The 24,187-nt window shown below is 56.0% G+C and carries 19 protein-coding genes and 1 riboswitch; of the genes, 17 read left to right on the top strand and 2 right to left on the bottom strand.

Translation table 11 applies throughout. From position 1 onward, the window contains the following. The first annotated feature begins 40 nt into the window (after positions 1-40). The 6 genes from pyk (at position 41) to ACO1VH_RS04545 (ending at position 6,586) form a co-directional block, all read left to right on the top strand. Positions 41-1,456 (top strand): pyruvate kinase, encoded by a 1,416-nt coding sequence (pyk, locus tag ACO1VH_RS04570; RefSeq protein ID WP_486242903.1) that lies wholly within the window; start codon positions 41-43, stop codon positions 1,454-1,456. A 174-nt stretch (positions 1,457-1,630) separates the two neighbouring features. After that, a riboswitch (TPP riboswitch) is annotated at positions 1,631-1,733 on the top strand. Between the two features lie 92 nt (positions 1,734-1,825). Next, complete coding sequence (thiC, locus tag ACO1VH_RS04565) at positions 1,826-3,739, top strand: phosphomethylpyrimidine synthase ThiC (protein ID WP_486242902.1); 1,914 nt, start codon at positions 1,826-1,828, stop codon at positions 3,737-3,739. Further along, on the top strand, positions 3,739-3,942 hold the full coding sequence (thiS, locus tag ACO1VH_RS04560) for a sulfur carrier protein ThiS (protein ID WP_188422749.1): 204 nt from the start codon (positions 3,739-3,741) through the stop codon (positions 3,940-3,942). The genes thiC and thiS overlap by 1 nt, the downstream gene beginning before the upstream one ends. A gap of 117 nt (positions 3,943-4,059) precedes the next feature. After that, the gene (locus tag ACO1VH_RS04555) at positions 4,060-4,872 is read left to right on the top strand and encodes a thiazole synthase (RefSeq protein ID WP_486242900.1); all 813 of its coding nucleotides are present in this window, start codon (positions 4,060-4,062) and stop codon (positions 4,870-4,872) included. Between the two features lie 19 nt (positions 4,873-4,891). After that, complete coding sequence (thiE, locus tag ACO1VH_RS04550; protein WP_486242898.1) at positions 4,892-5,521, top strand: thiamine phosphate synthase; 630 nt, start codon at positions 4,892-4,894, stop codon at positions 5,519-5,521. A gap of 84 nt (positions 5,522-5,605) precedes the next feature. Then, the gene (locus ACO1VH_RS04545) at positions 5,606-6,586 is read left to right on the top strand and encodes an NAD(P)H-quinone oxidoreductase (RefSeq protein ID WP_486242896.1); all 981 of its coding nucleotides are present in this window, start codon (positions 5,606-5,608) and stop codon (positions 6,584-6,586) included. A 149-nt stretch (positions 6,587-6,735) separates the two neighbouring features. Here the strand turns inward: ACO1VH_RS04545 and ACO1VH_RS04540 are convergent, their stop codons facing one another. Next, complete coding sequence (locus tag ACO1VH_RS04540; RefSeq protein ID WP_486242894.1) at positions 6,736-7,701, bottom strand: LysR family transcriptional regulator; 966 nt, start codon at positions 7,699-7,701, stop codon at positions 6,736-6,738. 656 nt (positions 7,702-8,357) lie between these two features. On the opposite strand from ACO1VH_RS04540, the gene sucC reads away from it, so the two are divergent. The 7 genes from sucC (at position 8,358) to ACO1VH_RS04505 (ending at position 16,316) form a co-directional block, all read left to right on the top strand. Next, positions 8,358-9,524 (top strand): ADP-forming succinate--CoA ligase subunit beta, encoded by a 1,167-nt coding sequence (gene sucC, locus ACO1VH_RS04535; RefSeq protein WP_486242892.1) that lies wholly within the window; start codon positions 8,358-8,360, stop codon positions 9,522-9,524. Positions 9,525-9,527: 3 nt separating this feature from the next. Further along, entirely contained in the window at positions 9,528-10,403 is an 876-nt protein-coding gene (gene sucD / locus ACO1VH_RS04530) for a succinate--CoA ligase subunit alpha (protein WP_486242890.1), read from the top strand. A gap of 169 nt (positions 10,404-10,572) precedes the next feature. Then, entirely contained in the window at positions 10,573-11,340 is a 768-nt protein-coding gene (locus ACO1VH_RS04525) for a fumarylacetoacetate hydrolase family protein (RefSeq protein ID WP_486242888.1), read from the top strand. 15 nt (positions 11,341-11,355) lie between these two features. Next, positions 11,356-12,366 (top strand): 2-dehydropantoate 2-reductase, encoded by a 1,011-nt coding sequence (locus ACO1VH_RS04520; protein ID WP_486242886.1) that lies wholly within the window; start codon positions 11,356-11,358, stop codon positions 12,364-12,366. 724 nt (positions 12,367-13,090) lie between these two features. Next, positions 13,091-14,113, top strand: coding sequence for a Bug family tripartite tricarboxylate transporter substrate binding protein (locus tag ACO1VH_RS04515; protein ID WP_486242884.1), 1,023 nt, complete (start codon positions 13,091-13,093; stop codon positions 14,111-14,113). Between the two features lie 94 nt (positions 14,114-14,207). After that, positions 14,208-14,729, top strand: coding sequence for a tripartite tricarboxylate transporter TctB family protein (locus ACO1VH_RS04510; protein WP_486242882.1), 522 nt, complete (start codon positions 14,208-14,210; stop codon positions 14,727-14,729). 57 nt (positions 14,730-14,786) lie between these two features. Beyond that, a complete protein-coding gene (locus ACO1VH_RS04505) occupies positions 14,787-16,316 on the top strand; it encodes a tripartite tricarboxylate transporter permease (RefSeq protein ID WP_486242880.1) in 1,530 nt (509 codons plus the stop codon). Positions 16,317-16,541: 225 nt separating this feature from the next. Here the strand turns inward: ACO1VH_RS04505 and ACO1VH_RS04500 are convergent, their stop codons facing one another. Next, complete coding sequence (locus ACO1VH_RS04500; protein ID WP_188422609.1) at positions 16,542-17,150, bottom strand: Crp/Fnr family transcriptional regulator; 609 nt, start codon at positions 17,148-17,150, stop codon at positions 16,542-16,544. A 275-nt stretch (positions 17,151-17,425) separates the two neighbouring features. Between ACO1VH_RS04500 and oxc the strand changes: the two genes are divergently transcribed. The 4 genes from oxc to ACO1VH_RS04480 all read left to right on the top strand — a co-directional run bounded on the left by oxc (position 17,426) and on the right by ACO1VH_RS04480 (position 23,957). Then, positions 17,426-19,135 carry an oxalyl-CoA decarboxylase gene (gene oxc / locus ACO1VH_RS04495; RefSeq protein WP_486242877.1) on the top strand — a complete coding sequence of 570 codons (1,710 nt, stop codon included), beginning with the start codon at positions 17,426-17,428 and terminating at the stop codon, positions 19,133-19,135. 264 nt (positions 19,136-19,399) lie between these two features. Then, positions 19,400-20,650, top strand: a complete 1,251-nt coding sequence (frc, locus tag ACO1VH_RS04490; protein ID WP_486242875.1) for a formyl-CoA transferase — start codon at positions 19,400-19,402, stop codon at positions 20,648-20,650. A gap of 492 nt (positions 20,651-21,142) precedes the next feature. Beyond that, positions 21,143-22,393 (top strand): formyl-CoA transferase, encoded by a 1,251-nt coding sequence (gene frc / locus ACO1VH_RS04485; protein ID WP_486242873.1) that lies wholly within the window; start codon positions 21,143-21,145, stop codon positions 22,391-22,393. Between the two features lie 421 nt (positions 22,394-22,814). Continuing rightward, positions 22,815-23,957, top strand: coding sequence for an ABC transporter substrate-binding protein (locus tag ACO1VH_RS04480; protein ID WP_486242871.1), 1,143 nt, complete (start codon positions 22,815-22,817; stop codon positions 23,955-23,957). Positions 23,958-24,187 lie beyond the last annotated feature (230 nt).

The following is a 24,187-nucleotide window of genomic DNA, read 5'->3' as shown; positions in this document are numbered from 1 at the left end:
ACGACACACTAGTTTTTATTGTTACTTTTAGAAAGCTGTCATGAGACGCAATCGCAAAGCAAAAATCGTCGCCACTCTGGGCCCTGCCAGCGGCGATCTGGAAACCATTACCGCGTTGTTCGAAGCGGGCGTGGACATGTTCCGCTTCAACTTCAGCCACGGTTCGCACGAAGATCATCGTGCACGTCACCAGATCGTGCGCAGCCTGGAAGAGAAGTACGGCCGTCCGGTCGCCATCCTGGCCGACCTGCAAGGCCCGAAGATTCGTCTCGGTACCTTCAATGGCGATTCCACGATGCTGGTCGCTGGCGAGCAGTTCGTGCTCGATCGCGATGAAACCCCGGGCGACGCAACGCGCGTCTATCTGCCGCATCCGGAACTGTTCGCAGCTGTTGGCGCCGGCCAGACGCTGCTGCTGGACGACGGCAAGATCCGCCTGTCCGTCGAAAGCAACAAGGACAACCGCATCGTCACCAAGGTCGCTGTCGGCGGCAAGATATCGAACCGCAAGGGCGTGAACGTTCCTGATGCGATCCTGCCGATTCCGGCAATGACCGCCAAGGATCTGGTCGACCTGGAATTCGCGCTGTCGCTGGGTGTGGACTGGGTTGCACTGTCGTTCGTGCAGCAGGTTTCCGACATCGAAGACGCACGCAAGATCATCGGCGATCGTGCACTGATCCAGTCGAAGATCGAGAAGCCGGCTGCCATGCTGGACATCGACGGCATCTGCAAGGCATCCGACTCCGTGATGGTTGCCCGCGGCGACCTCGGCGTCGAACTGCCGATCTCGCAAGTGCCGCGCGCGCAAAAGGAAATCATCCGTGCTGCACGCAAGTACGGCCGTCCGACCATCGTTGCCACGCACATGCTGGAATCGATGACCGAATCGCCGATGCCGACGCGGGCGGAAGCCTCCGACGTCGCCAACGCGATCTACGAAGGTGCCGATGCGGTTATGCTGTCGGCCGAATCGGCCAGCGGCAAGAACCCGGTGCGTGCTGTTCAGATGATGGACAGCATCATCAAGGAAGTCGAAGCCGATCCGACCTACCGCACGTTGCTGGATGCGCAGCAAGTTGCACCGTTGCCGACGCCGGAAGATGCGATTGTCACCGCACTGCGCGATGTGACGACGGTCGTCAACGCCGCCGGTATCGTGACCTACACGAAATCGGGCCACACCAGCATGTTCGGCGCACGCGTGCGTCCGAATGCTTCGATCCTGAGCATTACGCCGGACATCAAGATTGCACGTCGTCTGGCATGGGTCTGGGGCATCCACTCGATCGTCGGCAAGGACGTCACATCGGTCGACGAGATGGTGCAGGTTGCCGTCAGCTCCGCAATGCGTGAAGGCTTCGCGAAAGTCGGCGAATACCTGACGATCACGGCCGGCCTGCCGTTCGGTGAATCGGGTACGACCAACCTGTTGCACATCGCGACGGTGAAGTAATCCGCTGCTCTGGGGGCGACTTGCCGCTTTCCAGAGCTGACATCGATGCATTCCGTTGAGTCACGACAATGTGTCTGGAATGCATCGATGTCAGACGCCAAAGTTTGACCGCGGTCAATGAACGCCGAAGCGGCGGCTCATAGACTGGCAAGGTAGTCGTTGTATCTGTAGTCGAAGTAAAGCTAGGGGTCCTGACCGAACGTCGTTCGGCCGGGTGAGAAAAACCCTTGAACCTGATCTGGATAATGCCAGCGAAGGGAAGCTGCCGAGTTGTGATGGTCCGTCCGTTTTGATGTTTTTGACGACTGCCATCCGTTCTCGAAAACTCCTGAGCTGGCTCCAAGCCACTGAGTTAGCCAAGGAGCCAATATGAACGCCAATCCGAAATTCCTGTCCGCCACCGCGACAGTCGACGAAGCAGCCATCCAGCCGCTGCCGAATTCCCGCAAGATCTACATCGAAGGTTCGCGTCCCGACATTCGCGTGCCGATGCGCGAAATCTCGCAGTCCGATACGCCTGCGTCGTTCGGCTTCGAAAAGAATCCGCCGATCTACGTGTACGACACATCCGGCCCATACACCGATCCGGACGTGAAGATCGACATCCGTTCCGGCCTGAATACGCCGCGTCTGCCGTGGATTCTGGAACGCAACGACACCGAAGAGCTGCCGGGCCCGACCTCGCAATACGGCATCGAACGCCTGAACGATCCGAAACTGGCCGAACTGCGCTTCAATCTGCATCGCAAGCCGCGCCGCGCACTGGCCGGCAAGAACGTGTCGCAGATGCATTACGCGCGTCAGGGCATCGTCACGCCGGAAATGGAATTCGTCGCGATCCGCGAAAACATGAACCGCCGCGCGTATCTGGAAGAACTGAAGAAGTCCGGTGAAAAGGGTGCCAAGCTGGCCGAGCTGATGGGCCGCCAGCATCCGGGCCAATCGTTTGGTGCGTCGATCCCGATGGAAATCACGCCGGAATTCGTGCGCGACGAAATCGCCCGCGGCCGCGCGATTATTCCGGCCAACATCAACCATCCGGAAGTCGAGCCGATGATCATCGGCCGCAACTTCCTCGTCAAGATCAACGCAAACATCGGTAACTCGGCTGTGACCTCGTCGATCGGCGAAGAAGTCGAAAAAATGACGTGGGCGATCCGCTGGGGCGGCGACAACGTGATGGATCTGTCGACCGGCAAGCACATTCACGAAACGCGCGAATGGATCATTCGCAATTCGCCGGTGCCGATCGGCACCGTGCCGATCTATCAGGCGCTGGAAAAGGTCAACGGCAAGGCCGAAGACCTGACGTGGGAAATCTTCCGCGACACGCTGATCGAGCAGGCCGAGCAGGGCGTCGACTACTTCACGATCCACGCCGGCGTACGCCTGCAATACGTGCCGCTGACGGCCAAGCGCATGACCGGCATCGTGTCGCGCGGCGGTTCGATCATGGCGAAATGGTGTCTCGCGCATCACAAGGAATCCTTCCTGTACGAGCACTTCGAAGACATCTGCGAAATCATGAAGGCGTATGACGTGTCGTTCTCGCTGGGTGACGGCTTGCGTCCGGGTTCGATCTATGACGCCAACGACGAAGCGCAACTCGGCGAACTGCGCACGCTGGGCGAACTGACACAGATCGCATGGAAGCACGACGTGCAGGTGATGATCGAAGGTCCGGGTCACGTGCCGATGCACCTGATCAAGGAAAACATGGACCTGCAACTGGAACACTGCCACGAAGCGCCGTTCTACACGCTGGGTCCGTTGACGACCGACATCGCGCCGGGCTACGACCACATCACGTCCGGCATCGGCGCCGCGCAGATCGGCTGGTACGGCACCGCGATGCTGTGCTACGTGACGCCGAAGGAGCATCTCGGCTTGCCGAACAAGGTCGACGTCAAGGACGGCATCATCACGTACAAGATCGCCGCGCATGCTGCCGATCTGGCAAAAGGCCACCCCGGTGCGCAAATCCGCGATAATGCACTGTCGAAGGCGCGTTTCGAATTCCGCTGGGAAGACCAGTTCAATATCGGCCTGGATCCGGACAAGGCGCGCGAATTCCACGACGAGACTTTGCCCAAGGATTCTGCTAAAGTCGCGCACTTCTGCTCGATGTGCGGTCCGCACTTCTGTTCGATGAAAATCACGCAAGAAGTACGCGATTACGCAGCCAATCAGGGCATTTCCGAAATCCAGGCGCTCAAGCAGGGCATGGAAGTCAAATCGATCGAGTTCGTCAAAAGCGGCTCGGAAATTTATCAGAAGCAATGATGTTTGAAATCGAACTGAACGGCGCACCGCACCAGGTCGGCGACGGCAACAATGTCGAGGAACTGGTGGCAGCCTTGTCGCTGGCCGGCAAGGCGGTCGCCGTGGCCATCAACCGCGAAATCGTGCCGCGCAGCCAGTGGGCTGACCGCAAGCTGCAGCCGGCCGATCGCGTCGATGTCGTGCGCGCCATCGGCGGCGGTTGAGTCGCCTGTGCCGGCGCGGCACCTGCCGCCCGGCGTATTGATCATGCCTGCAGCATCCGTGATGCGGGCCGCGGCGGACTTGCGACAAGGTCCGTACTGAAGAACACGGGAATCATCATGAGCCATTCCGCTCCTCAAACCACGCCTTTTGCCGACCAACCGTTCGTTGTCGCCGGCAAGACCTATCGTTCGCGCCTGCTGGTCGGCAGCGGCAAATACAAGGACCTGACCGAAACGCGCGAAGCCAGCCTTGCCAGCGGCGCCGAGATCGTCACTGTCGCGATCCGCCGCGTGAACATCGGCCAGGACCCGAATGCACCGAGCCTGCTAGACGCATTGCCGCCATCGGAATTCACGTTGCTGCCGAACTCGGCCGGCTGCTATAACGCAGCCGATGCCGTCTACACGCTGCAGCTCGGTCGCGAACTGCTCGGCGGCCACAAGCTGTGCAAACTGGAAGTGCTGGGCGACGAGAAGACGCTGTTCCCCAACATGCCGGAAACGCTGAAGGCAGCCGAGACGCTGGTCAAGGATGGCTTCGACGTGATGGTCTATTGCAGCGATGATCCGATCCAGGCGCGCATGCTGGAAGACATCGGTTGCGCCGCGATCATGCCGTTGGCTTCGCTGATCGGTTCCGGCATGGGCATCCTGAATCCGTGGAACCTGTCGCTGATCGTCGAACAGTCGAAAGTGCCGGTGATCGTTGATGCTGGTGTCGGCACCGCGTCGGACGCAGCGATCGCAATGGAGCTCGGTTGCGACGGCGTATTGATGAACACCGCAATCGCCGGCGCGCAGGATCCGGTGCGCATGGCGCATGCGATGAAGCTCGGTATCGACGCCGGCCGCAATGCGTATCTGGCCGGCCGTATTCCGAAAAAATTTGCCGCTTCGCCATCGTCGCCGATGGCCGGTCGCGTCGTCTGATCGCACAAGGAGAGTGAATATGGACAAGAAAGCCAACCTGCGCGGCCTGTATCTGGTCACGCCCGACTGGGACGATACCCGCAAGCTGCTGGAGATTTCCGAGCTGGCATTGAAGGGCGGCCGCATCGCATTGCTGCAATATCGCCACAAGACGGCGGATGAAGCGCAGCGCCGTGAACAGGCAGAATGCCTGCAGGCCTTGTGCCGCAGCTATCAGACGCCGTTCATCATCAACGACTACGTCGATCTGTGCCTCGCCCTCGATGCGGATGGCATCCACGTCGGCGGTACCGATGCAACGGTGGCCGAAGTGCGCAAGCAGGTCGGTGCGGACAAGATCGTCGGCGCATCCTGCTATGGCAGCCTGGAACGCGCGCAGGCATCGGAAGCGGCCGGCGCCAGCTACGTCGCCTTCGGCGGCTTCTATCCGTCGCGCGTGAAGAAATACGAAGTCACGACCAAGCCGACCATCGTCAGCGACTGGAAAGCGCAGGGCAAAGTGCCGAGCGTGGTCATCGGCGGCATGACGAAAGACAATGCCGCACCTTTGGTTGCAAATGGCGCCGACATGGTTGCTGCGATCAGCAGCGTCTATATGGCTGGCGATCCGCAGCGCGCGGTGCAGGAATTCAACGCACTGTTCAGCTGACTTGCCTGATTTGCGACGCTGCAGGGAATCGGAGAATCGACTATCCTTGCCGCCTTCAAAGCCATAACGACAAAGGATTTTCCCATGCGTGCGATCGAGATTACCCAGCCGGGCGGACCGGAGGTGCTGCAACTGTGCGAGCGCCCGATGCCGGAAGCAAAAGCCGGCGAGGTGCTGATCAAGGTGCATGCGGCCGGCGTCAATCGTCCGGACGTGCTGCAACGTACCGGCAACTATCCGGTGCCGAAGGGCGCATCCGATCTACCGGGACTGGAAGTGGCGGGGCAGATCGTCGGTGGCGATCTGGCGGGCAGCGGTTTCAATCAGGGCGACATGGTGTGCGCGCTGGTGCAGGGTGGCGGCTATGCCGAATACTGCACGGCACCCGCTGAACAGTGCCTGCCGATTCCGAAAGGGTTGGATGCGGTGGAAGCGGCATCGCTGCCGGAAACCTTCTTTACCGTCTGGAGCAACGTCTTCGATCGCTGCCATTTGTCCCGTGACGAAACCTTCCTCGTGCAGGGCGGCACCTCCGGCATTGGCGTCACGGCAATCCAGGTGGCGGCAGCGATGGGGCATCGCGTGTTTGCTACTGCGGGAAGCGACGACAAGGCGCGTGCCTGCGAAGTGCTGGGTGCCGAGCGCGGTATCAACTACAAGACCGAGGACTTCGGCGAAGTCGTCAAGGCTGCGACCAATGGCAAGGGCGTGGACGTGATTCTGGATATGGTCGGCGGCGATTACACCGATCGCGAACTGCGTTGCCTGGCCGACGACGGTCGCCTGGTATTCATCGCGCTTCTCGGCGGTAACAAGGCCAACATCAGCTTGGGACAGGTGTTGCTGCGTCGATTGACGATCACCGGTTCCACGCTGCGTCCGCGTCCGGTGGCGTTCAAGGCGGCGATTGCGCATCAGTTGCGCACGAAGGTCTGGCCGCTGATTGCGGCTGGCAAGATCAAGCCGGTCGTCTATCAGACGTTTACGCTGGAAGAAGCGGCGAAGGCGCATGAGCTGATGGAAAGCAGCACGCACATCGGCAAGATCGTGTTGAAAGTGGTGTGATTTAATAGTTGAAGCAATCCGCTTTCGAATAAAACCCGGCATATGCCGGGTTTTTCATATGTGGCCTGCCTCTTTACGTAAGGTGAACGAGCGTCGAGTTGAATGGTCTGCCGCAACCAGAAACGTTGACAGTTGCGGCCGATGATGGTTTATTGCCCGGCAATTTTCTTCAACTCGTTGATCTGCTTGCCGGGTTTCGGATTGTAGCGAACGATGCGTTCGATCAACGTCGGACCTTCTTCCAGCAGGAAGTCATGAAAGGCTTGTGCCACCGGCGGCAGGCGTTTGTTCCTGCGATGCACGACATACCAGTTCAGCATCACCGGAAATCCCACAACGTCCAGCACGGCCAGGCTGCCTGCCTGTAATTCCAGGCTGATCGTGTGGGCGGATAGAAAGCTGATCCCCATACCGGCAATGACAGCCTGCTTGATGGTTTCGGTACTGCGGATTTCCATCACGATGTTTTGCGGCATGTTGCCGGCCAAACCTTCCTCCATCGAAATCCAGGTGTCCGAACCTTTTTCGCGGACGACGAACGGCTCGTTCAGTAGCGCACTCAGCGGAATGTTTTTCTGCGACACCAGATGATGGTCGGGAGCGGCGACGATCACATACGGGTGCGGTGCAAACGCTTCGTTTTGCGTATCGATATCCAGCGGCGGACGCACCATGATCGCCAGGTCGGTCAGATTGTTTGCCAACTGGTTCAGCAAGCCTTCGCGATTGTGCACCGACAGATTCAGCGTCACGCCGGGATTGTTGCGTGCGAATTCGACCAGCAGGCGCGGAAAGAAGTAGTCGCCCGCGCTGATCACGGCGACGTTCAGCTTGCCGCCGGTGATTCCCTTGAACTGCGTCATCGCATCTTCGGCTTCCTGGAATTGCTGGATGATGGTGCGGCTGTAATGCAGCAACTCTGCGCCGCCGGGCGTCAGATAAATCTTCTTGCCGAGCTGCTCGAACAAGGGTAGACCGGCGTGCTCTTCCAGTTTTTTGACTTGTGTGGAGACGGCAGGCTGCGTCAGGTGCAGTTCTTCCGCGGCGCGTGAAAAGCTCAAATGGCGAGCAACGGTTTCGAAGACCTTTAATTGTCTCAATGTTGCATTTTTCATATCGCAATCCAGCTATAAATCCAAGGGAATTATTATGATTAAATACTTTAACTATGCCTAATCATTTTTTGTCCCTAAGATGCACCGAATTCCCGAAGAAACTTCGGGGTGGGTAGTGAAATCAGCGTTCCGCATGCGTCTTGCGCGCAAAGGCTTCGCTGATGCGTTTGGCGACGCAGGTCGCCACCATGGCGGCGATATCGCGATGTTTCCATAAATCAATTTTGGGCATTGCGGCAATCGACGTCCGAGCATGGCATCGCACACGGTTGTCTCATGATCTGATGTAACGGTGATCGCGATGTGAAGTGCTGCACTGTGCATATCAGCTGACCTGCTGGATATCGCGCCGCGTGCAGTATGCCGCTCATCTCATTTTTTGCTCAAACGCGAAGATGATTGGTTGTTTCTGGCTGTGCGCCGTTCCGCAGAGCAAGTGGGGATCGGCTGCTGCAGCATGCAGATTTCGAATCTTAACCGAGGTCAAGGCGTTCGGGCGGCGCATCCCCGACAATCCCGGCACCGTTTAAATTCGAGTCGAGAATTGCTAGAATGGCTGTCTTTTTGCTGAGAATATCGACGGTTTTTGCGTGGATGAAATGCAAAAAATATCGTAGCGAATCGCTGCTAAAAATTGGTTATCAATAAGGACGATCATGAATATCCACGAGTATCAAGGGAAAGAAATCCTGCGCAAGTACGGTGTTACGACGCCAAAAGGCTTCCCGTGTTTCTCCGTAGAGGAGGCTGTGCAGGCCGCTGAAAAACTGGGCGGCAAGGTTTGGGTTGTAAAAGCGCAGATCCATGCAGGCGGTCGCGGCAAAGGCGGCGGCGTCAAAGTGGCGAAATCGCTGGACGAAGTGCGCAAGTACGCAAACGACATTCTCGGCATGACGCTGGTCACGCACCAAACCGGTCCTGAAGGCCGTCTGGTCAAGCGCCTGCTGATCGAAGAAGGCGCGGACATCAAGAAAGAACTGTACGTCGGTATGGTCGTCGATCGCGGTAGCCAACGCGTTGCGCTGATGGCATCGAGCGAAGGCGGCATGGACATCGAACACGTCGCAGAACACACCCCTGAAAAAATTCACAAGGTATTCATCGATCCAGTCAAAGGTCTGCTCGACAGCGAAGCCGACGACATCGCTCGCAAGATCGGTGTTCCTGAAGGTTCGATCGGCCAAGCGCGCGCATTCATGCAAGGCCTGTACAAGGCCTTCGACGAATCCGACGCATCGCTGGCTGAAATCAACCCGCTGATCGTGACCGGCGACGACCGTATCGTTGCACTGGATGCGAAATTCAACTTCGATTCCAACGCGATGTACCGCCACCCTGAAATCCAGGAAATGCGCGATCTGGACGAAGAAGATGCAGCTGAAATCGAAGCATCGAAATTCGACCTGACCTACATCTCGCTCGACGGCAACATCGGCTGCCTGGTGAACGGTGCTGGTCTGGCAATGGCGACGATGGACGTCATCAAGCTGTACGGCGGCGAACCGGCCAACTTCCTCGACGTCGGCGGCGGCGCCACGACCGAGAAAGTGACCGAAGCATTCAAGATCATGTTGAAGAACCCGGACATCAAGGCGATTCTGGTCAACATCTTCGGCGGCATCATGCGTTGCGACGTGATCGCAAACGGCGTGATTGCAGCAGCAAAACAGGTTGATCTGCAGGTTCCGCTGGTCGTTCGCATGGCGGGCACCAACGAAGAGCTCGGCAAGAAAATTCTGGCTGAATCCGGCCTCCCGATCATCACGGCTAACAACATGGCTGAAGCGGCTGAGAAAGTCGTCAAAGCAGCACAGGGGAAATAATCAATGTCTATCCTGATCAACAAAGACACCAAGGTCATCACCCAAGGTATCACCGGTAAAACCGGTCAGTTCCACACCAAAATGTGTATCGAATACGCGAACGGCAAAAACTGCTTCGTCGCGGGTGTGAATCCGAAAAAAGCCGGCGAATCGTTTGAAGGCGTTCCTATTTACGGTACTGTCGCTGAAGCGAAAGCCGAAACCGGTGCAACTGTTTCGGTCATCTACGTTCCGCCTCCATTCGCTGCTGCAGCGATCGATGAAGCCGTCGACGCAGGTGTCGATCTGGTGATCTGCATCACCGAAGGCATCCCGGTTCGCGACATGATCCGTACCAAGCAGCGCATGGAAGGCAAGAAAACCCTGCTGCTCGGACCGAACTGCCCGGGCTTGATCACGCCGGACGAAATCAAGATTGGCATCATGCCGGGCCACATCCACAAGAAAGGCCGTATCGGCGTCGTTTCGCGTTCGGGTACGCTGACTTATGAAGCCGCTGGTCAGCTGGCTGAATTTGGCCTCGGTCAATCGACCGTTGTCGGTATCGGTGGTGATCCGGTTTCGGGCCTGAAGCACGTCGACGTGCTGCGCATGTTCAACGATGATCCTGAAACCGATGCAGTCATCATGGTCGGTGAAATCGGCGGCGATGCTGAGGAAACCTGCGCACGCTGGATCAAGGACAACATGAAGAAACCGGTGGTCGGCTTCATCGCTGGCGTCACCGCGCCTCCGGGCAAGCGCATGGGTCACGCCGGTGCGATCATTTCCGGCGGTAAAGGCACGGCACAAGAGAAGCTGGCCGTGATGGAAGCTTGCGGCATCAAAGTGACGAAGAATCCGTCCGAAATGGGCCGTCTGCTGAAGTCGGTTCTGTAAGCAAGTACCCGCTCTGCAATAGAGCGCAGCATCCGCGGAAGAAATGTTTTCCGCGGATGCGGTTTTCATTCATTGCCGATCGGCTGCATGCCTGAGTGCAACGGCTGCTTCCGATGGACGCGACACCATGCCGCGTTTATAATTTCGGCTCTTTTATAGAAAGTCAAAAATGTCACAACGTTGGGTCCGTTTCAGCCACGCCGGCAACACGCAATTTGGTACGCTCGAAGGCGACAATATCCAGGTGCACACCGGCGACATGTTCAACAATCCGGTCAAGACCGACACGGTGGTGAACATCAATGACGTCAAGGTGCTGATGCCGGCCCAGCCGACCAAGATCATCGCGATGTGGAACAACTTCCACGCTCTCGCGAAAAAACTGAACCTGGCAGATCCGGCCGAGCCGCTGTATCTGATCAAGGCACCGAATTCCTATCTGAATCCTGGCGAAACGATCGAGAAGCCGCCGACCGATGAAAAAATCGTGTTCGAAGGCGAGCTCGGCATCGTGATCGGCAAGACTGCAAAACGCGTGTCCGAGGCAGACGCGTTGAACTATGTGTTCGGCTACACGGTAGCAAACGACGTGACCGTCGCCGACATCCTGTTCCGCGATTCCTCGTTCCCGCAGTGGGTGCGCGCAAAGGGCCTGGACACGTTCTGCCCGTTCGGCCCGACCATTGCGACCGATCTCGATCCGACGACTCTGGTCGTTAAAACCATCCTCAACGGCGACGTTCGACAAGACTACCCGATCAGCGACATGCGCTTCTCGGTGCAGCAACTGGTCAGTCTGATTTCCGCCGACATGACGCTGTATCCGGGCGACATCATCCTCTGCGGCACCTCGGTCGGTGTCGGTTCGATGAAGCCGAACAGCACGATTGAGGTCGAGATTGCCGGCATCGGCAAGCTCACAAACAGTTTCAAATAAACTGAGGTAATGAGTATGAAAATTGCAGTTATCGGAGCCGGTGCAATCGGCGGATACGTTGCCGTGAAACTGGCATTGGCAGGCGACGATGTCACCTGTATCGTGCGTGGCGCCAATCTGGAAGCCATCAGCAAGAACGGTCTGAAGCTGATCATGGAAGACGGCACCGAGCACGTCGCGTCGAACGTCAAGGCGACGAACGACTACGACAAGGCCGGCAAGCAGGACATGATCATCCTGGCGATGAAAGCACACCAGCTGGAAGCGATCGCCGACGACCTGCACAAGCTGATCGGACCGGAAACCGTCATCGTCACGATGCAAAACGGTATTCCGTTCTGGTACTTCCACAAGCACGGTGGCAAGCTGGCTGGCACGCGCGTTTCCAGCGTCGATCCGACAGGCAAGATCACCGACAAGATCCCGGCAGACCGCGTTATCGGTTGCGTCGTCTATCCGGCTTCGGAATTGATCGCTCCGGGTGTCATCAAGCATATCGAAGGCGACCGTTTCCCGGTCGGCGAGCTGGATGGTTCGATCAGCGAACGCGTGACCCGCGTTTCCGAGTGCTTCACGAAGGGCGGCTTCAAGGCGCCTGTGCTGGATAACATCCGTGCTGAAATGTGGCTGAAGCTGTGGGGTAACCTGACGTTCAATCCGATCAGCGCGCTATCGCACTCGACGCTGCAGGACATCTGCCAATACCCGCTGACGCGTGAACTGGCTGCTGCGATGATGACCGAAGCGCAGACGATCGCGAACAAGCTGGGCATCGAATTCCGCGTGCCGCTCGAGAAGCGTATCGCTGGTGCAGAGAAGGTCGGCAAGCACAAGACCTCGATGCTGCAGGACGTCGAAGCCGGCCGCGACCCGGAAATCGACGCACTGGTGGGTTCCGTCGTCGAACTCGGTCGTCTGACCGAAACGCCGACGCCGCATATCGATACTGTCTACTCGCTGGTCAAGCTGCTGGCGAAGACGATGGGCGAGGAAACCGGCCACGTCAAGATGCAGAAATGCGCTTAATAGATAGAATAAATCGTAAGTAATACAACGCCCATGTCGACTAGATCGCATGGGCGTTTTGCATAATATGCGCCACATATGTAGCTATATCTGTCATGTCTGTTTGCGCTTGCGTGCAAGCTGCTGTGGCTTCCAATACCAATGGTGCGCAAGCAGTGACTGTATTTGTCTTGGTGAGGGATTTTTCTGACTGATTCTTAACCTGAATCAAGGAAACGAGGGCGTGCTTCTCGCAAAATCCGCTGCTACTACGTATTAACACGTACTGGACGTAGAGCTAACAGTATGTGAATATCGCCCACGGACAAGCATTATTTTTCCCACAGCTGTCCGCTAAGGTGGCACACTCTCGCAATTATTTGCGGTGTCCCCAAAAATCAAGGGAAAGCTGAATTCGAAGTGCTGTTGTTCAGATGTGCGTTCGATACGTCGAACAAACAGCTACTGACAGGTTTGTAGATTGCGGAAAAAGGAGCCGCATGACGCAAGCCCATAATTTGAGAATGTTACATGGACATCGCGAGGGCTCTCGATGTCCAAAAACTTGATCCAGATCAAGAGAATTTTCGAAGAAAAGACACACCATCTTTTTCGAAAAATACAAAAAGTAACTGCAGGTTATGTTTCGGTGCATCGAAGTCGCACGATGCCAGTGCTCACGAGGCGCTCAATAAAAGCGGCAGAAGTAAAAAGTATCAAAATTATTATTCACAGGAGACAGTAAATGATCAAGGAATTCATTTCTAAAGGCGGTATTGCAAAAGCCACTCTGGGTGCATTTGCTGCTGCAGCTCTGACGGCAACCCCGGCATTCGCCGCATGGAAGCCAACCAAACCGGTTGAATTCGTCGTTCCGGCAGGTACCGGCGGCGGTGCTGACCAGATGGCACGTTTGATCCAAGGTGCGGTCATCAAAAACAAACTGATGGATCAGCCGCTGATCGTCGTCAACCGTTCCGGTGGCGCTGGCGCTGAAGGTTTCCTTGACGTGAAGAACTCGAAAGGCGATGCACACAAGATTGTCATCACCCTGTCGAACTTGTTCACCACGCCGATGGCAACGGGTGTTCCGTTCAGCTGGAAAGACATGACCCCGGTCGCCATGCTGGCACTGGATCAGTTTGTCCTGTGGACCAACGCTGAGAAGCCATACAAGACCGCAAAAGACTACATTGATGCTGTCAAGGCTGCTGGCCCGAACAAATTCAAGATGGGTGGTACGGGTTCCAAACAGGAAGACCAGATCATCACTGCTGGCCTGGAAAAAGCAACCGGCACCAAGTTCATCTACATTCCGTTCAAAGGCGGCGGCACGGTTGCTGTGCAGCTGGTTGGCAACCACATCGATTCTTCGGTGAACAACCCGATCGAAGCAGTCTCGCAATGGCGTGCGGGTAAATTGAATGCGCTGTGCGTGTTCGATAACGAGCGTATGCCATACAAGGCAAAGATCACCGAAACCCAATCGTGGAACGACGTTCCTACCTGTAAAGAAGCTGGTATCCCGACCGATTACACGATGCTGCGTGGCATTTTCATGCCGCCAGGTGTAACGGCCGACCAACTGGCTTTCTATGTCGATCTGTTCAAAAAAGTGCGTGAAACGCCGGAATGGAAAGACTACATGGAAAAAGGCGCGTTCAACACGTCCTTCAAAACTGGCGACGACTTCAAGGCCTGGCTCGAAAGTGCAGAGAAGCAGCATGCAACTCTGATGGAAGAAGCCGGCTTCATGGCCAAGAAGTAATCATAGGGCGCAATAGCTGATACTGCCGCCGTGCGCGGCGGCAGTATCAGTCTCCTCTGCCCGCACTCAAGTAAAAATTTCAGGAGCATTCCTCATGGATCAGAATTTGGAATCCGGCGATGGCGTTCGTACGGGCGTGGCTACTTACGTAGTCGATGCTGTGGTCGCCGCAATTCTATTGGCACTCGGCATCCTTATCATCGTGACTAGCTGGCGTCTCGGTGCCGGTTGGACGCCTACCGGCCCAGGCTCGGGTTACTTCCCCTTCGGCATGGGCGTTCTTATTGCGCTCTCCGGTGCGGTCACCCTGTGCCAATGCCTGTTCGGAAAAAACAAGAATATGGAAGTGTTCGCCGACAAGGAACAGATTGTCCGCGTACTGCAGGTTTTCATCCCTTCGATCATTTACGTTGGCGGTATCGAGATTTTCGGCGTGTATGTTGCATCTGCGGTTTTTATCGCCTTGTTCATGATTTTCCTGGGCAAGTATTCGGCCATCAAGGCGATCATCATTGCGTTCGCGGTTAATGCCGTGTTCTTCCTGATGTTCGAAGTGTGGTTCAAGGTCCCACTGTACAAAGGGTTATTGGATCCTCTGGCATTCCTCGGCTATTAAGCCTGGGCGGTCGAGGTGGCTGTTTAGTCAGAAGGAATTCAAGGAGTTTTAGTCAAAATGGATGAACTTAATTCACTATTTCACGGGTTCGCAGTCCTAATGAGCCCGGCCAACTTTTTGCTGATGATCGTCGGCATTACGTTGGGCGTTCTGGTTGGCGTTTTGCCTGGTCTGGGTGGTGCGAACGGCGTCGCTATTCTGTTGCCGTTGACATTCTCGATGTCACCGACTTCGGCGATCATCATGCTGTCATGCCTATACTGGGGCGCGTTGTTCGGCGGTGCAATCACTTCCGTGCTTTTCAATATTCCGGGGGAGCCGTGGTCGGTTGCGACTACATTCGACGGGTATCCGATGGCGCAGAAGGGTGAAGCCGGTGCAGCGCTGACTGCGGCATTTACGTCGTCTTTCATTGGTGCATTCCTTGCGGTCATCATGATCACCTTCCTGGCACCGCTGGTTGCGAGCTTCGCGCTCGAATTCGGTGCGCCGGAGTTCTTCTCGGTCTACCTGTTGACGTTCTGCAGCTTCGTCGGCATGGGTAAAGGTTCGCCGATGAAGATCCTGGGCTCGATGGCACTGGGCTTCGCCCTGGCATGCGTCGGTCTGGATACGGTGACGGGTCAATTGCGTCTGACCTTCGGTTTCGAAGAGTTCATGCGCGGTTTCGACTTCCTGATCGCAGTTATCGGTCTGTTCGGTATCGGTGAAATCCTGTTGTCGATGGAAGAAGGCCTGGCATTCTCCGGTAAAAACGCGAAGATCAACCCAGCGGTTGTGTTCCAGACCTGGAAACGCCTGCCGCAATTCTGGATCACGTCGCTGCGTAGTGCATGCGTCGGTATCTGGATGGGTATCACGCCGGGTGGTGCAACGCCGGCTTCGTTCATGTCCTATGGCCTGGCCAAGAAGATGGGCAAGAACGGCGCAAACTTCGGCAAGGGTGAGATCGAAGGCGTGGTTGCACCGGAAACCGCTGCACACGCTGCTGGTACCTCGGCGCTGCTGCCGATGCTGGCACTGGGTATCCCCGGTTCGCCGACGGCAGCTGTTCTGCTGGGCGGTCTGCTGATCTGGGGTCTGCAACCTGGTCCGTTGCTGTTCGTTGAGCAGCACGACTTCGTGTGGGGCCTGATCGCCAGTATGTACCTGGGTAACCTGGTCGGCCTGCTGGTTGTGTTGACGACCGTTCCGCTGTTTGCATCGATCCTGCGTATTCCGTTCTCGATCATCGCTCCGGTCATCATCGTGATTTGCGGTATCGGCGCGTACACGGTCGGTAACGCGATGTTCGATACCTGGCTGATGTTGATATTCGGTATCATCGGTTATCTGTTCAAGAAACTCGACTATCCGCTCGCACCGCTGGTTCTGGCGCTGGTCTTGGGTCGTAACGCAGAAGACTCGTTCCGTCAGGCAATGCTGTCGTCCCAAGGTGACGTGATGATCATGTTCTCGAACGGTCTGGTTGGTAGCATCACCACGCTGGCATTGATCATGCTGTTCTGGCCGCTGATCTCGAAGATCATCGCAAAGATCCGTCCTCCGAAAGAAGACGAATTTGCGGCACATCGCGAAGCAGAATAAAACGACTGCAAACGTTACAAAAAATCCCGCAAGGCTATGCCTTGCGGGATTTTTTATTAAATAGCTAATATTTTGTTGTGTTAAAAATAGAGCAAGAAAAAGATATCTATAAAGATATGGTAATGACTTATGAAAATGCGGGAGGAAGATTTTCGTTCAAACCAAGGATGGCAGCAGTGATATCGGAATATTCACTTGCGAATGAAATATTCGCATTTGCCAAGGTCAGATTTTTCCCTGATGCTTCAGCCTGCTGAGTGTTTCCGGAGATAGGTTCAAATAGGACGCCAGCTCTTTCTTCGGAATACGATCGAACAATTCCGGATGTTTGCGCAAGAAGCGTTGTACACGTCCGGGGGCATCCAGCAGATGCAGGGTAATGGTATGCGCCATGATGTCGCTCATGACTTGCATGACATCGTATTCGAACGCATGTTTGACATGCTCGTGCTTGTCCATGAATGCAATCCATTGCTGGAGTGGCAACTTGGCGACACGTGCTTTCGTAACGCAGATGATGCTGTATGGCGTCGGCGTTTTGAGGCGCCAGGCAGCGTAACTGGTTTCCATGTTGCGCTCGTCAGCGAAGCGCAGAATCATTTCCTTGGCTTGCTGATTGGTAACAACGCGCTTGAGGATGCCGTCAAGGATGAAATATTGCTCCATTTCATGCACGCCTTGATGCAGCAGAAAATCGCCCTTTGGACAGTCAACGATAACCAGATGCGGTTCCAGTTCGGCCCATTCGCTATCCGTTATGTCCTTTAAGCCCAGATTCTGCCTCAGCTGAACGCGGATCACGTTTTTTTCAGGATGGCTGTCGACAGTCGGCATTGGCGGCAAGAAAGCAGGATTAGGGGCTGCGCAGGGAGTGAATCATGCGATGAAAATTGACCGGGGTCAATGATAGATGCGCAGGCAGATCGATATGATACCTCCACTTGATTAACGATGCGTATAGAGCACGTTTAAAGGGTATCTCTAAAAGTCCGTTTTGGATTTTTAGAGATGCCTTTCAAGTAACGAAACGGCCGTCAAGGTACGGTTTTTTCAACGGCAGTGTTGAGCTTGGCTCAGCCTAATTCGCAATCAACGAAGAGAACATCATTATGAAAAACGACATTCAAGCAACAGCAGCCGACGTCGAGCTGACTGATGGCTTCCATCTGCTGATGGATGCGCTGGAAATGAACGGCATCAAGAACATCTATGGTCTGCTCGGTATTCCGGTGACCGAAGTTGGTCGCATGTGGCAAGCTCGCGGCAACAACTTCTACAGCTTCCGTAATGAACAGAACGCCGGCTACGCCGCGTCGGTTGCTGGTTACCTGACCAAGAAGCCTGGTATCTGCGTTACCGTTTCGGCTCCTGGCTTCCTGAACGGCCTGACCGCTCTGGCCAATGCCACGACGAACTGCTTCCCGATGATCCTGATCTCGGGTTCGTCCGAGCGTGAAATCGTCGACCTGCAGCAAGGCGACTACGAAGAAATGGATCAGCTGAACATCGCTCGTCCGCACTGCAAGGCTTCGTTCCGTATCAACCGCGTCGAAGACATCGGTGTTGCAGTCGTTCGCGCAATCCGCACCGCACTGTCCGGCCGTCCGGGCGGTGTCTATCTGGACATCCCGGCTCGTCTGTTCAGCACCACGATGCCGGCAGAAGAAGGCAAGAAATCGCTGTGGGTTCCGGTTGATCCGGCTCCTGCACAAATCCCTAGTCCTGACGCCGTCAAGCGCGCTGTCGACCTGATCAAAGGCGCGAAGAAGCCGCTGATCCTGCTGGGCAAAGGTGCTGCTTACGCACAATGCGACGCCGACATCCAGGCGCTGGTCGAAGAAACCGGCATCCCGTTCACGCCGATGTCGATGGCAAAAGGCCTGATCTCCGATACGCACCCGCAATGCGGCGCTGCGGCGCGTTCGATGGTCCTGCAAGAGTCCGACGTCGTCGTCCTGATCGGCGCACGTCTGAACTGGCTGCTGTCGCACGGTAAAGGCAAAACCTGGGGCAATCCGAAGAAATTCATCCAGATCGACATCCAGGCAAACGAAATCGACAGCAACGTGCAGATCCACGCACCGCTGGTTGGTGACGTCCAGTCCTGCGTCAACGCACTGCGCGCTGGCCTGAAAGGCATGACCAAGCCGACCGAATGGATGAACGCTGTTGCAGAAAAAGCTTCGGGTACCCGCGCCAAGCTGGCAAGCAAGCTGTCGACGGCAACCCCGGTCATGAACTATCACAACTCGCTGGGCGCGATCCGTGACGTGCTGAAGAACTACCCGGACACCATCCTGGTCAACGAAGGCGCGAACGCACTGGACAACGCACGTATGGTCATCGATCAGTACCAACCGCGTAAGCGTGTGGATACCGGTACCTGGGGCGTGATGGGCGTCGGCATGGGTTCTGCAGTTGCAGCAGCCGTCGAATCCGGCAAGCCGGTCGTGGCAGTGTGCGGCGACTCCGCATTCGGTTTCAGCGGCATGGAATACGAAACGCTGACCCGTTACAACCTGCCGGTCACCGTCATCATCATGAACAACGGCGGTATCTACCGCGGTGACGAAGCCAGCCCGAACCACCAGTTCTCGTGCATGCTGTTCAACCCGAACACCCGCTACGACCTGTTCAGCAAATCGCTGGGTGGCGAAGGTGTTCGCGTGACGACGCCGGAAGAGTTGGCCAAGGCGCTGGAAGAATCGATGAAGTCCGGCAAAACCACCATCATCGACGCGATCATCGATCCGGCAGCTGGTGTTGAATCGGGCCGTATCGGCAACCTGAACATCGTCAGCACGATCGGCAAGAAGTAATTGCCGTGCGGGCGCGGATCCCCGCGCCCGTGCCTGCTCCAACGATATCCGAGCTCCCATCATCTTCGCGACGAGGATGATGGGATAAAAAACAGCAAGTATTCCGGTCGGGGTCGTGAGCAGGCGCTGATCGGATATTGGATATACAATAGGCAGGCTAAACAGCTGGCAAATATTCCACCGCAAGGTGGAGTTTTTTATCTGGGCAGAACCGCATTGCAACTGCTTCAGTAATAAGTTAAACGATTGAAAAGGAATTCATCAATGAGCAAACCACTAGAAGGGATCAAGATCATCGACTTTACCCACGTGCAAGCTGGTCCTGCATGTACCCAGCTGCTGGCGTGGTTTGGCGCGGATGTCATCAAAGTCGAACGTCCGGGTTCCGGCGACGTTACCCGTAACCAGCTGCGCGATATCCCGGATGCTGATGCGCTGTACTTCACGATGCTGAACAGCAACAAGCGCTCGCTGACCCTCGATACCAAAACTCCGCAAGGCAAGGAAGTTCTGGAGAAGCTGATCAAGGAATCCGACGTCATGGTCGAGAACTTCGGTCCGGGCGCTCTGGATCGTATGGGCTTCTCGTGGGCGCGTATCCAGGAACTGAATCCTGGCATGATCATGGCATCGGTCAAGGGCTTCTCCGAAGGCCACCACTACGAAGACCTGAAAGTCTACGAAAACGTCGCACAATGCGCTGGTGGCGCTGCTTCGACGACCGGTTTCTGGGATGGTCCTCCGACCGTTTCGGCAGCTGCTCTGGGTGACTCCAACACCGGTATGCACCTGGCAATCGGTATTCTGACCGCTCTGATGAGCCGTCAGAAGAGCGGCAAAGGCCAGAAGGTCGCCGTTTCGATGCAAGACGCCGTTCTGAACCTGTGCCGCGTCAAGCTGCGCGACCAGCAACGTCTGGAAAAAGTGGGCTTCCTGAAGGAATACCCGCAATATCCGCACGGCAAATTCACCGACGTTGTCCCACGTGGCGGTAACGCCGGCGGTGGTGGCCAACCGGGCTGGGTTCTGAAGTGCAAGGGCTGGGAAACCGATCCTAACGCTTACATCTACTTCACCGTTCAAGATCACGCATGGCCGCCGATCTGCAAGGCGCTGGGCAAGGAAGAATGGATTGACGATCCTGCATACAACACGCCGGATGCACGTCAAGACAAGATCTTCGATATCTTCGCAACGATCGAAGAATGGTTGAAAGACAAGACCAAGTTCGAAGCCGTGGATTACCTGCGCAAGTTCGACATCCCATGCGCACCGGTTCTCTCCATGAAAGAAATCGCCGAAGACAAGTCGCTGCGTGACAGCGGCTCCATCGTCGAAGTTGATCATCCGGCACGTGGCAAGTACCTGACCGTCGGCAGCCCGATCAAATTCTCCGATCTGAAGCCGGAAATCAAGGCATCGCCGCTGCTCGGTGAGCACACCGACGAAGTCCTGGCTCAACTGGGTTACACCAAAGAGCAGATCGCTGAAATGCACGCTGCAAAAGCAGTTTAATAGGCAAGTAGCAGCCAATCCTGAAAAGGCGCCGAAAGGCGCCTTTTTTATTTTCTGCCGAACTGTGTCGGCTATCGCGGCAGGTTGTCCCGATTTTGACGAATTTTGGCGCTTTGCCAACCTGATGCTGCGGAAAAGAGCGGCGCAGCGGGTAGGCAGGAAAGCAGTTTAACGGTAGCATAACGGGTTTCGTCCCAGGCTTTGATCACGCGCGATCGGTAGGCAAAGCAAGATGGGAGAAGGCCAACAGGATCCTGTCAAAAGCGGGAGCGGCGAGGCGTAGTATCGGCGATGAAATTGACCGGGATCAATGATGCCGGCGCAGGCGGATCGCTATGATACGCGCACTAAAAAGCACGCGCGCGAGCGCAAGGTCGGGTGTGCGGAACAGTCTCCGATGCGCCCAGAAACGATGTTGGATGGTCATGAGCAGACGCTCACGGCGCGAGCGGACGACATGTCTGCTCGCGTTTTTTGTACAAGGAGTAGTGGATGAGTAAGGCACTAAGCGGTTACCGCATTCTGGATTTCACGCACGTGCAGTCCGGCCCTGCTTGCACCCAGTTGCTGGCATGGTTCGGCGCTGATGTGATCAAGGTCGAGCGCGCCGGCGAAGGCGACGTGACGCGTAGCCAATTGCGCGACATTCCGGAAGCGGACAGCCTGTATTTCACGATGTTGAATGGCAACAAGCGTTCGATCACGCTGAACACCAAAAACCCGAAGGGCAAGGCTGTTCTGGAAAAGTTGATCAAGGAATGCGACGTTCTGGTTGAAAACTTCGCGCCGGGCGCACTGGATCGCATGGGCTTCAGCTGGGAGCGTATTCAGGAACTGAACCCGAAGATGATCATGGCGTCGGTCAAGGGTTTCGGTCCTGGTCCTTACGAAAACTGCAAAGTCTATGAAAACGTCGCGCAATGCGCTGGTGGTGCTGCTTCGACCACCGGTTTCGACGATGGTCCACCACTGGTAACCGGTGCGCAGATCGGTGACACCGGTACCGGTATGCACCTTGCACTGGGCATCATGGCTGCATTGATCCAGCGTCAAACTACCGGCCGTGGCCAACGCGTGCTGGCAGCAATGCAGGATGCCGTCCTGAACCTGTGCCGCGTCAAGCTGCGCGACCAGCAACGTCTGGATCGCACCGGCGTGATGAAGGAATATCCGCAGTATCCGGACACCCCGTTCGGCGAGGCCGTGCCACGTGCGGGCAACGCATCCGGCGGTGGTCAGCCGGGTTCTGTCCTGAAGTGCAAAGGCTGGGAAACCGATCCTAACGCTTACATCTACTTCATCGCGCAAGCGCCGGTGTGGGAAGCGATCTGCAAGGTGATCGGCAAGGAAGAGTGGCTGTCCGATCCTGAATACGCGACGCCGGCTTCGCGCCTGCCACACTTGAAGAATATCTTCGCGACGGTCGAAGAATGGACCAAGACCAAGACCAAGTTCGAGGTGATGGATATCCTCAACGAATTCGACATTCCTTGCGGTCCGATCCTGTCGATGAAGGAAATCGCCGAAGAGCAGTCGTTGCGCGAGACTGGCACGATCGTGGAAGTCGATCATCCGGTACGTGGTAAGTATCTGACGGTCGGCAATCCGATCAAACTGTCCGACAGCCCGACCGAAGTAACACGTTCGCCACTGCTGGGTGAGCACAATGAAGAAGTGCTGTCGCAATTGGGATATTCCAGCACGGATATCGCCGATTTGCGCAGCGAGGGTGTGATCTCGTAAGGCAAGTATGTTCGGTGCATGATAAAAAGCCTCTCCATTGGAGAGGCTTTTTTGTTTATGCGCTTATAAGAGCACCAGAGGGAATGATTAAAAACGGGTTTGTATTGGCTATTTATAGCCAATGTAGTGCCTCGCGCGATGATGTGAGAAAAACGTGAATCTTTGCGGGTGAAGTTCTGCATCGAAATGGTAGTCGCGCATGTCGCAAATGAGAATCATTCTTTTTGGTGGGGGATGCGTGCAGAAGCGGAATTTTTAGCGTATCTTTGAGTCTTGAATCCATATATGCACGCAAGATCATGTGTGAAAATTGACCTTGGTCAATGTGTGTGGGTAGCGTCATCGATAAGATACGCGCACCCGAAAAGGCTAAAGATATGCAAAAAAAAGCATATATGTGGCTTCAAAAGGGGAGAAACTGATGAGCAAAGCGGTTTTGCGGGCTATATCGGTGCTGGCGATGTTTGCCAGTATGTTGCAGGTGGCGGTCGCCGAGGACGGCGTAACGGATTCCACGATTCTGATCGGTCAAACGATCGGCGTGACCGGTACGGCAGCAGGAACCGTCAAGGAAATGAATGAGGGCGCGCGCGCCTATCTGGCAGTCGTCAACAAGCAGGGGGGTGTCAACGGTCGCAAGATCGAGCTCCGCACGCTGGACGATCAGTATTTGCCGGAGAGAGCTGCGGCCAATGCGAAGAGCTTGATAGAGAAAGACAAGGTCTTTGCATTGTTCCAGAGCCGTGGGACGCCGCAGACGCTGGCGATCTTGCCTGAACTGGAGGCGCGCAAGGTGCCGTTGATCGCACCAAGCACAGGGGCTGAAAGCCTGCATGTGCCGGTCAACAGATTGGTATTCAACGTCCGGGCAAAGTACCAGGACGAGGTGGTGAAAGCCATCGAACACTTCAACACGCTCGGTATGAAACATATCGGGCTGTTGACGTATGAGAAGGACGACGCGCTGGGACTGGACGGCGTGAACGGTTTCAACAAGGGCATGGTGGAATACAAGCTGACGCCGGCCTTTATAGAAATCTTTCCGCGCCTGAAGCCCGACGTCGATGCAGTGGCGCAGAAGCTGGTAGGCGAAGCGCCGGACGCATTGATCATCGTCAGTTCGGGAGCGAACACGGTGGACGTGATCAAGGCAATCCGGGCGCGCGGCGGAAGGATGCAGATCATGACGCTGTCGAACAATTCGTCGCGGGATTTCATTCGGGATCTGGGCGCGGATGCGGCAGGCATCATCGTGTCGCAAATCACGCCGCCGCCGAATCTGTCGACGACGGTGCTGGGACAGGAGTTCCAGGCTGCGGCCAAGGCATCGGGAGCAACGGTCTCCTATGCGGCGATGGAAGGTTTTCTGTCGGCCAAGGTGATGGTGGAAGGATTGCGAAGAAGTGGCCGCAATCTGACGCGTGAGAATCTGGTGCATGCACTGGAGACGATGCAGCGGGTGGACATGGGCGGCGTATCGCTCAGCTACAGCAGCAAGGATCACACGGGCGGTAACTATGTCGAACTGACATTGGTAGGCAAGGATGGACGCTATATACGGTGAGCGATGATTGAACTGAATCAGCGCACAAACGTAGATAGCGGAGAGTGAGGATGATGACGGTGTCGTCATCGTCCGGCAAGTTGAAGCAAGGCATGAAAACGGTATTTGGAAAGTCGCGGCTTTCCAAGTTTGTACGCTGATTTAGGAACAATCATGAACCACAAAGTCATTCCAATTGCAGTGCAGGAAGTCGTCAACACGAAAGAGCGGAAGCGGCAAGCGCCGAAAGG

Source organism: Oxalicibacterium sp. (genome assembly GCF_057353965.1).
Note: the sequence above shows the minus strand (reverse complement) of the source record. Positions and strands in the feature narration are given on the sequence as shown.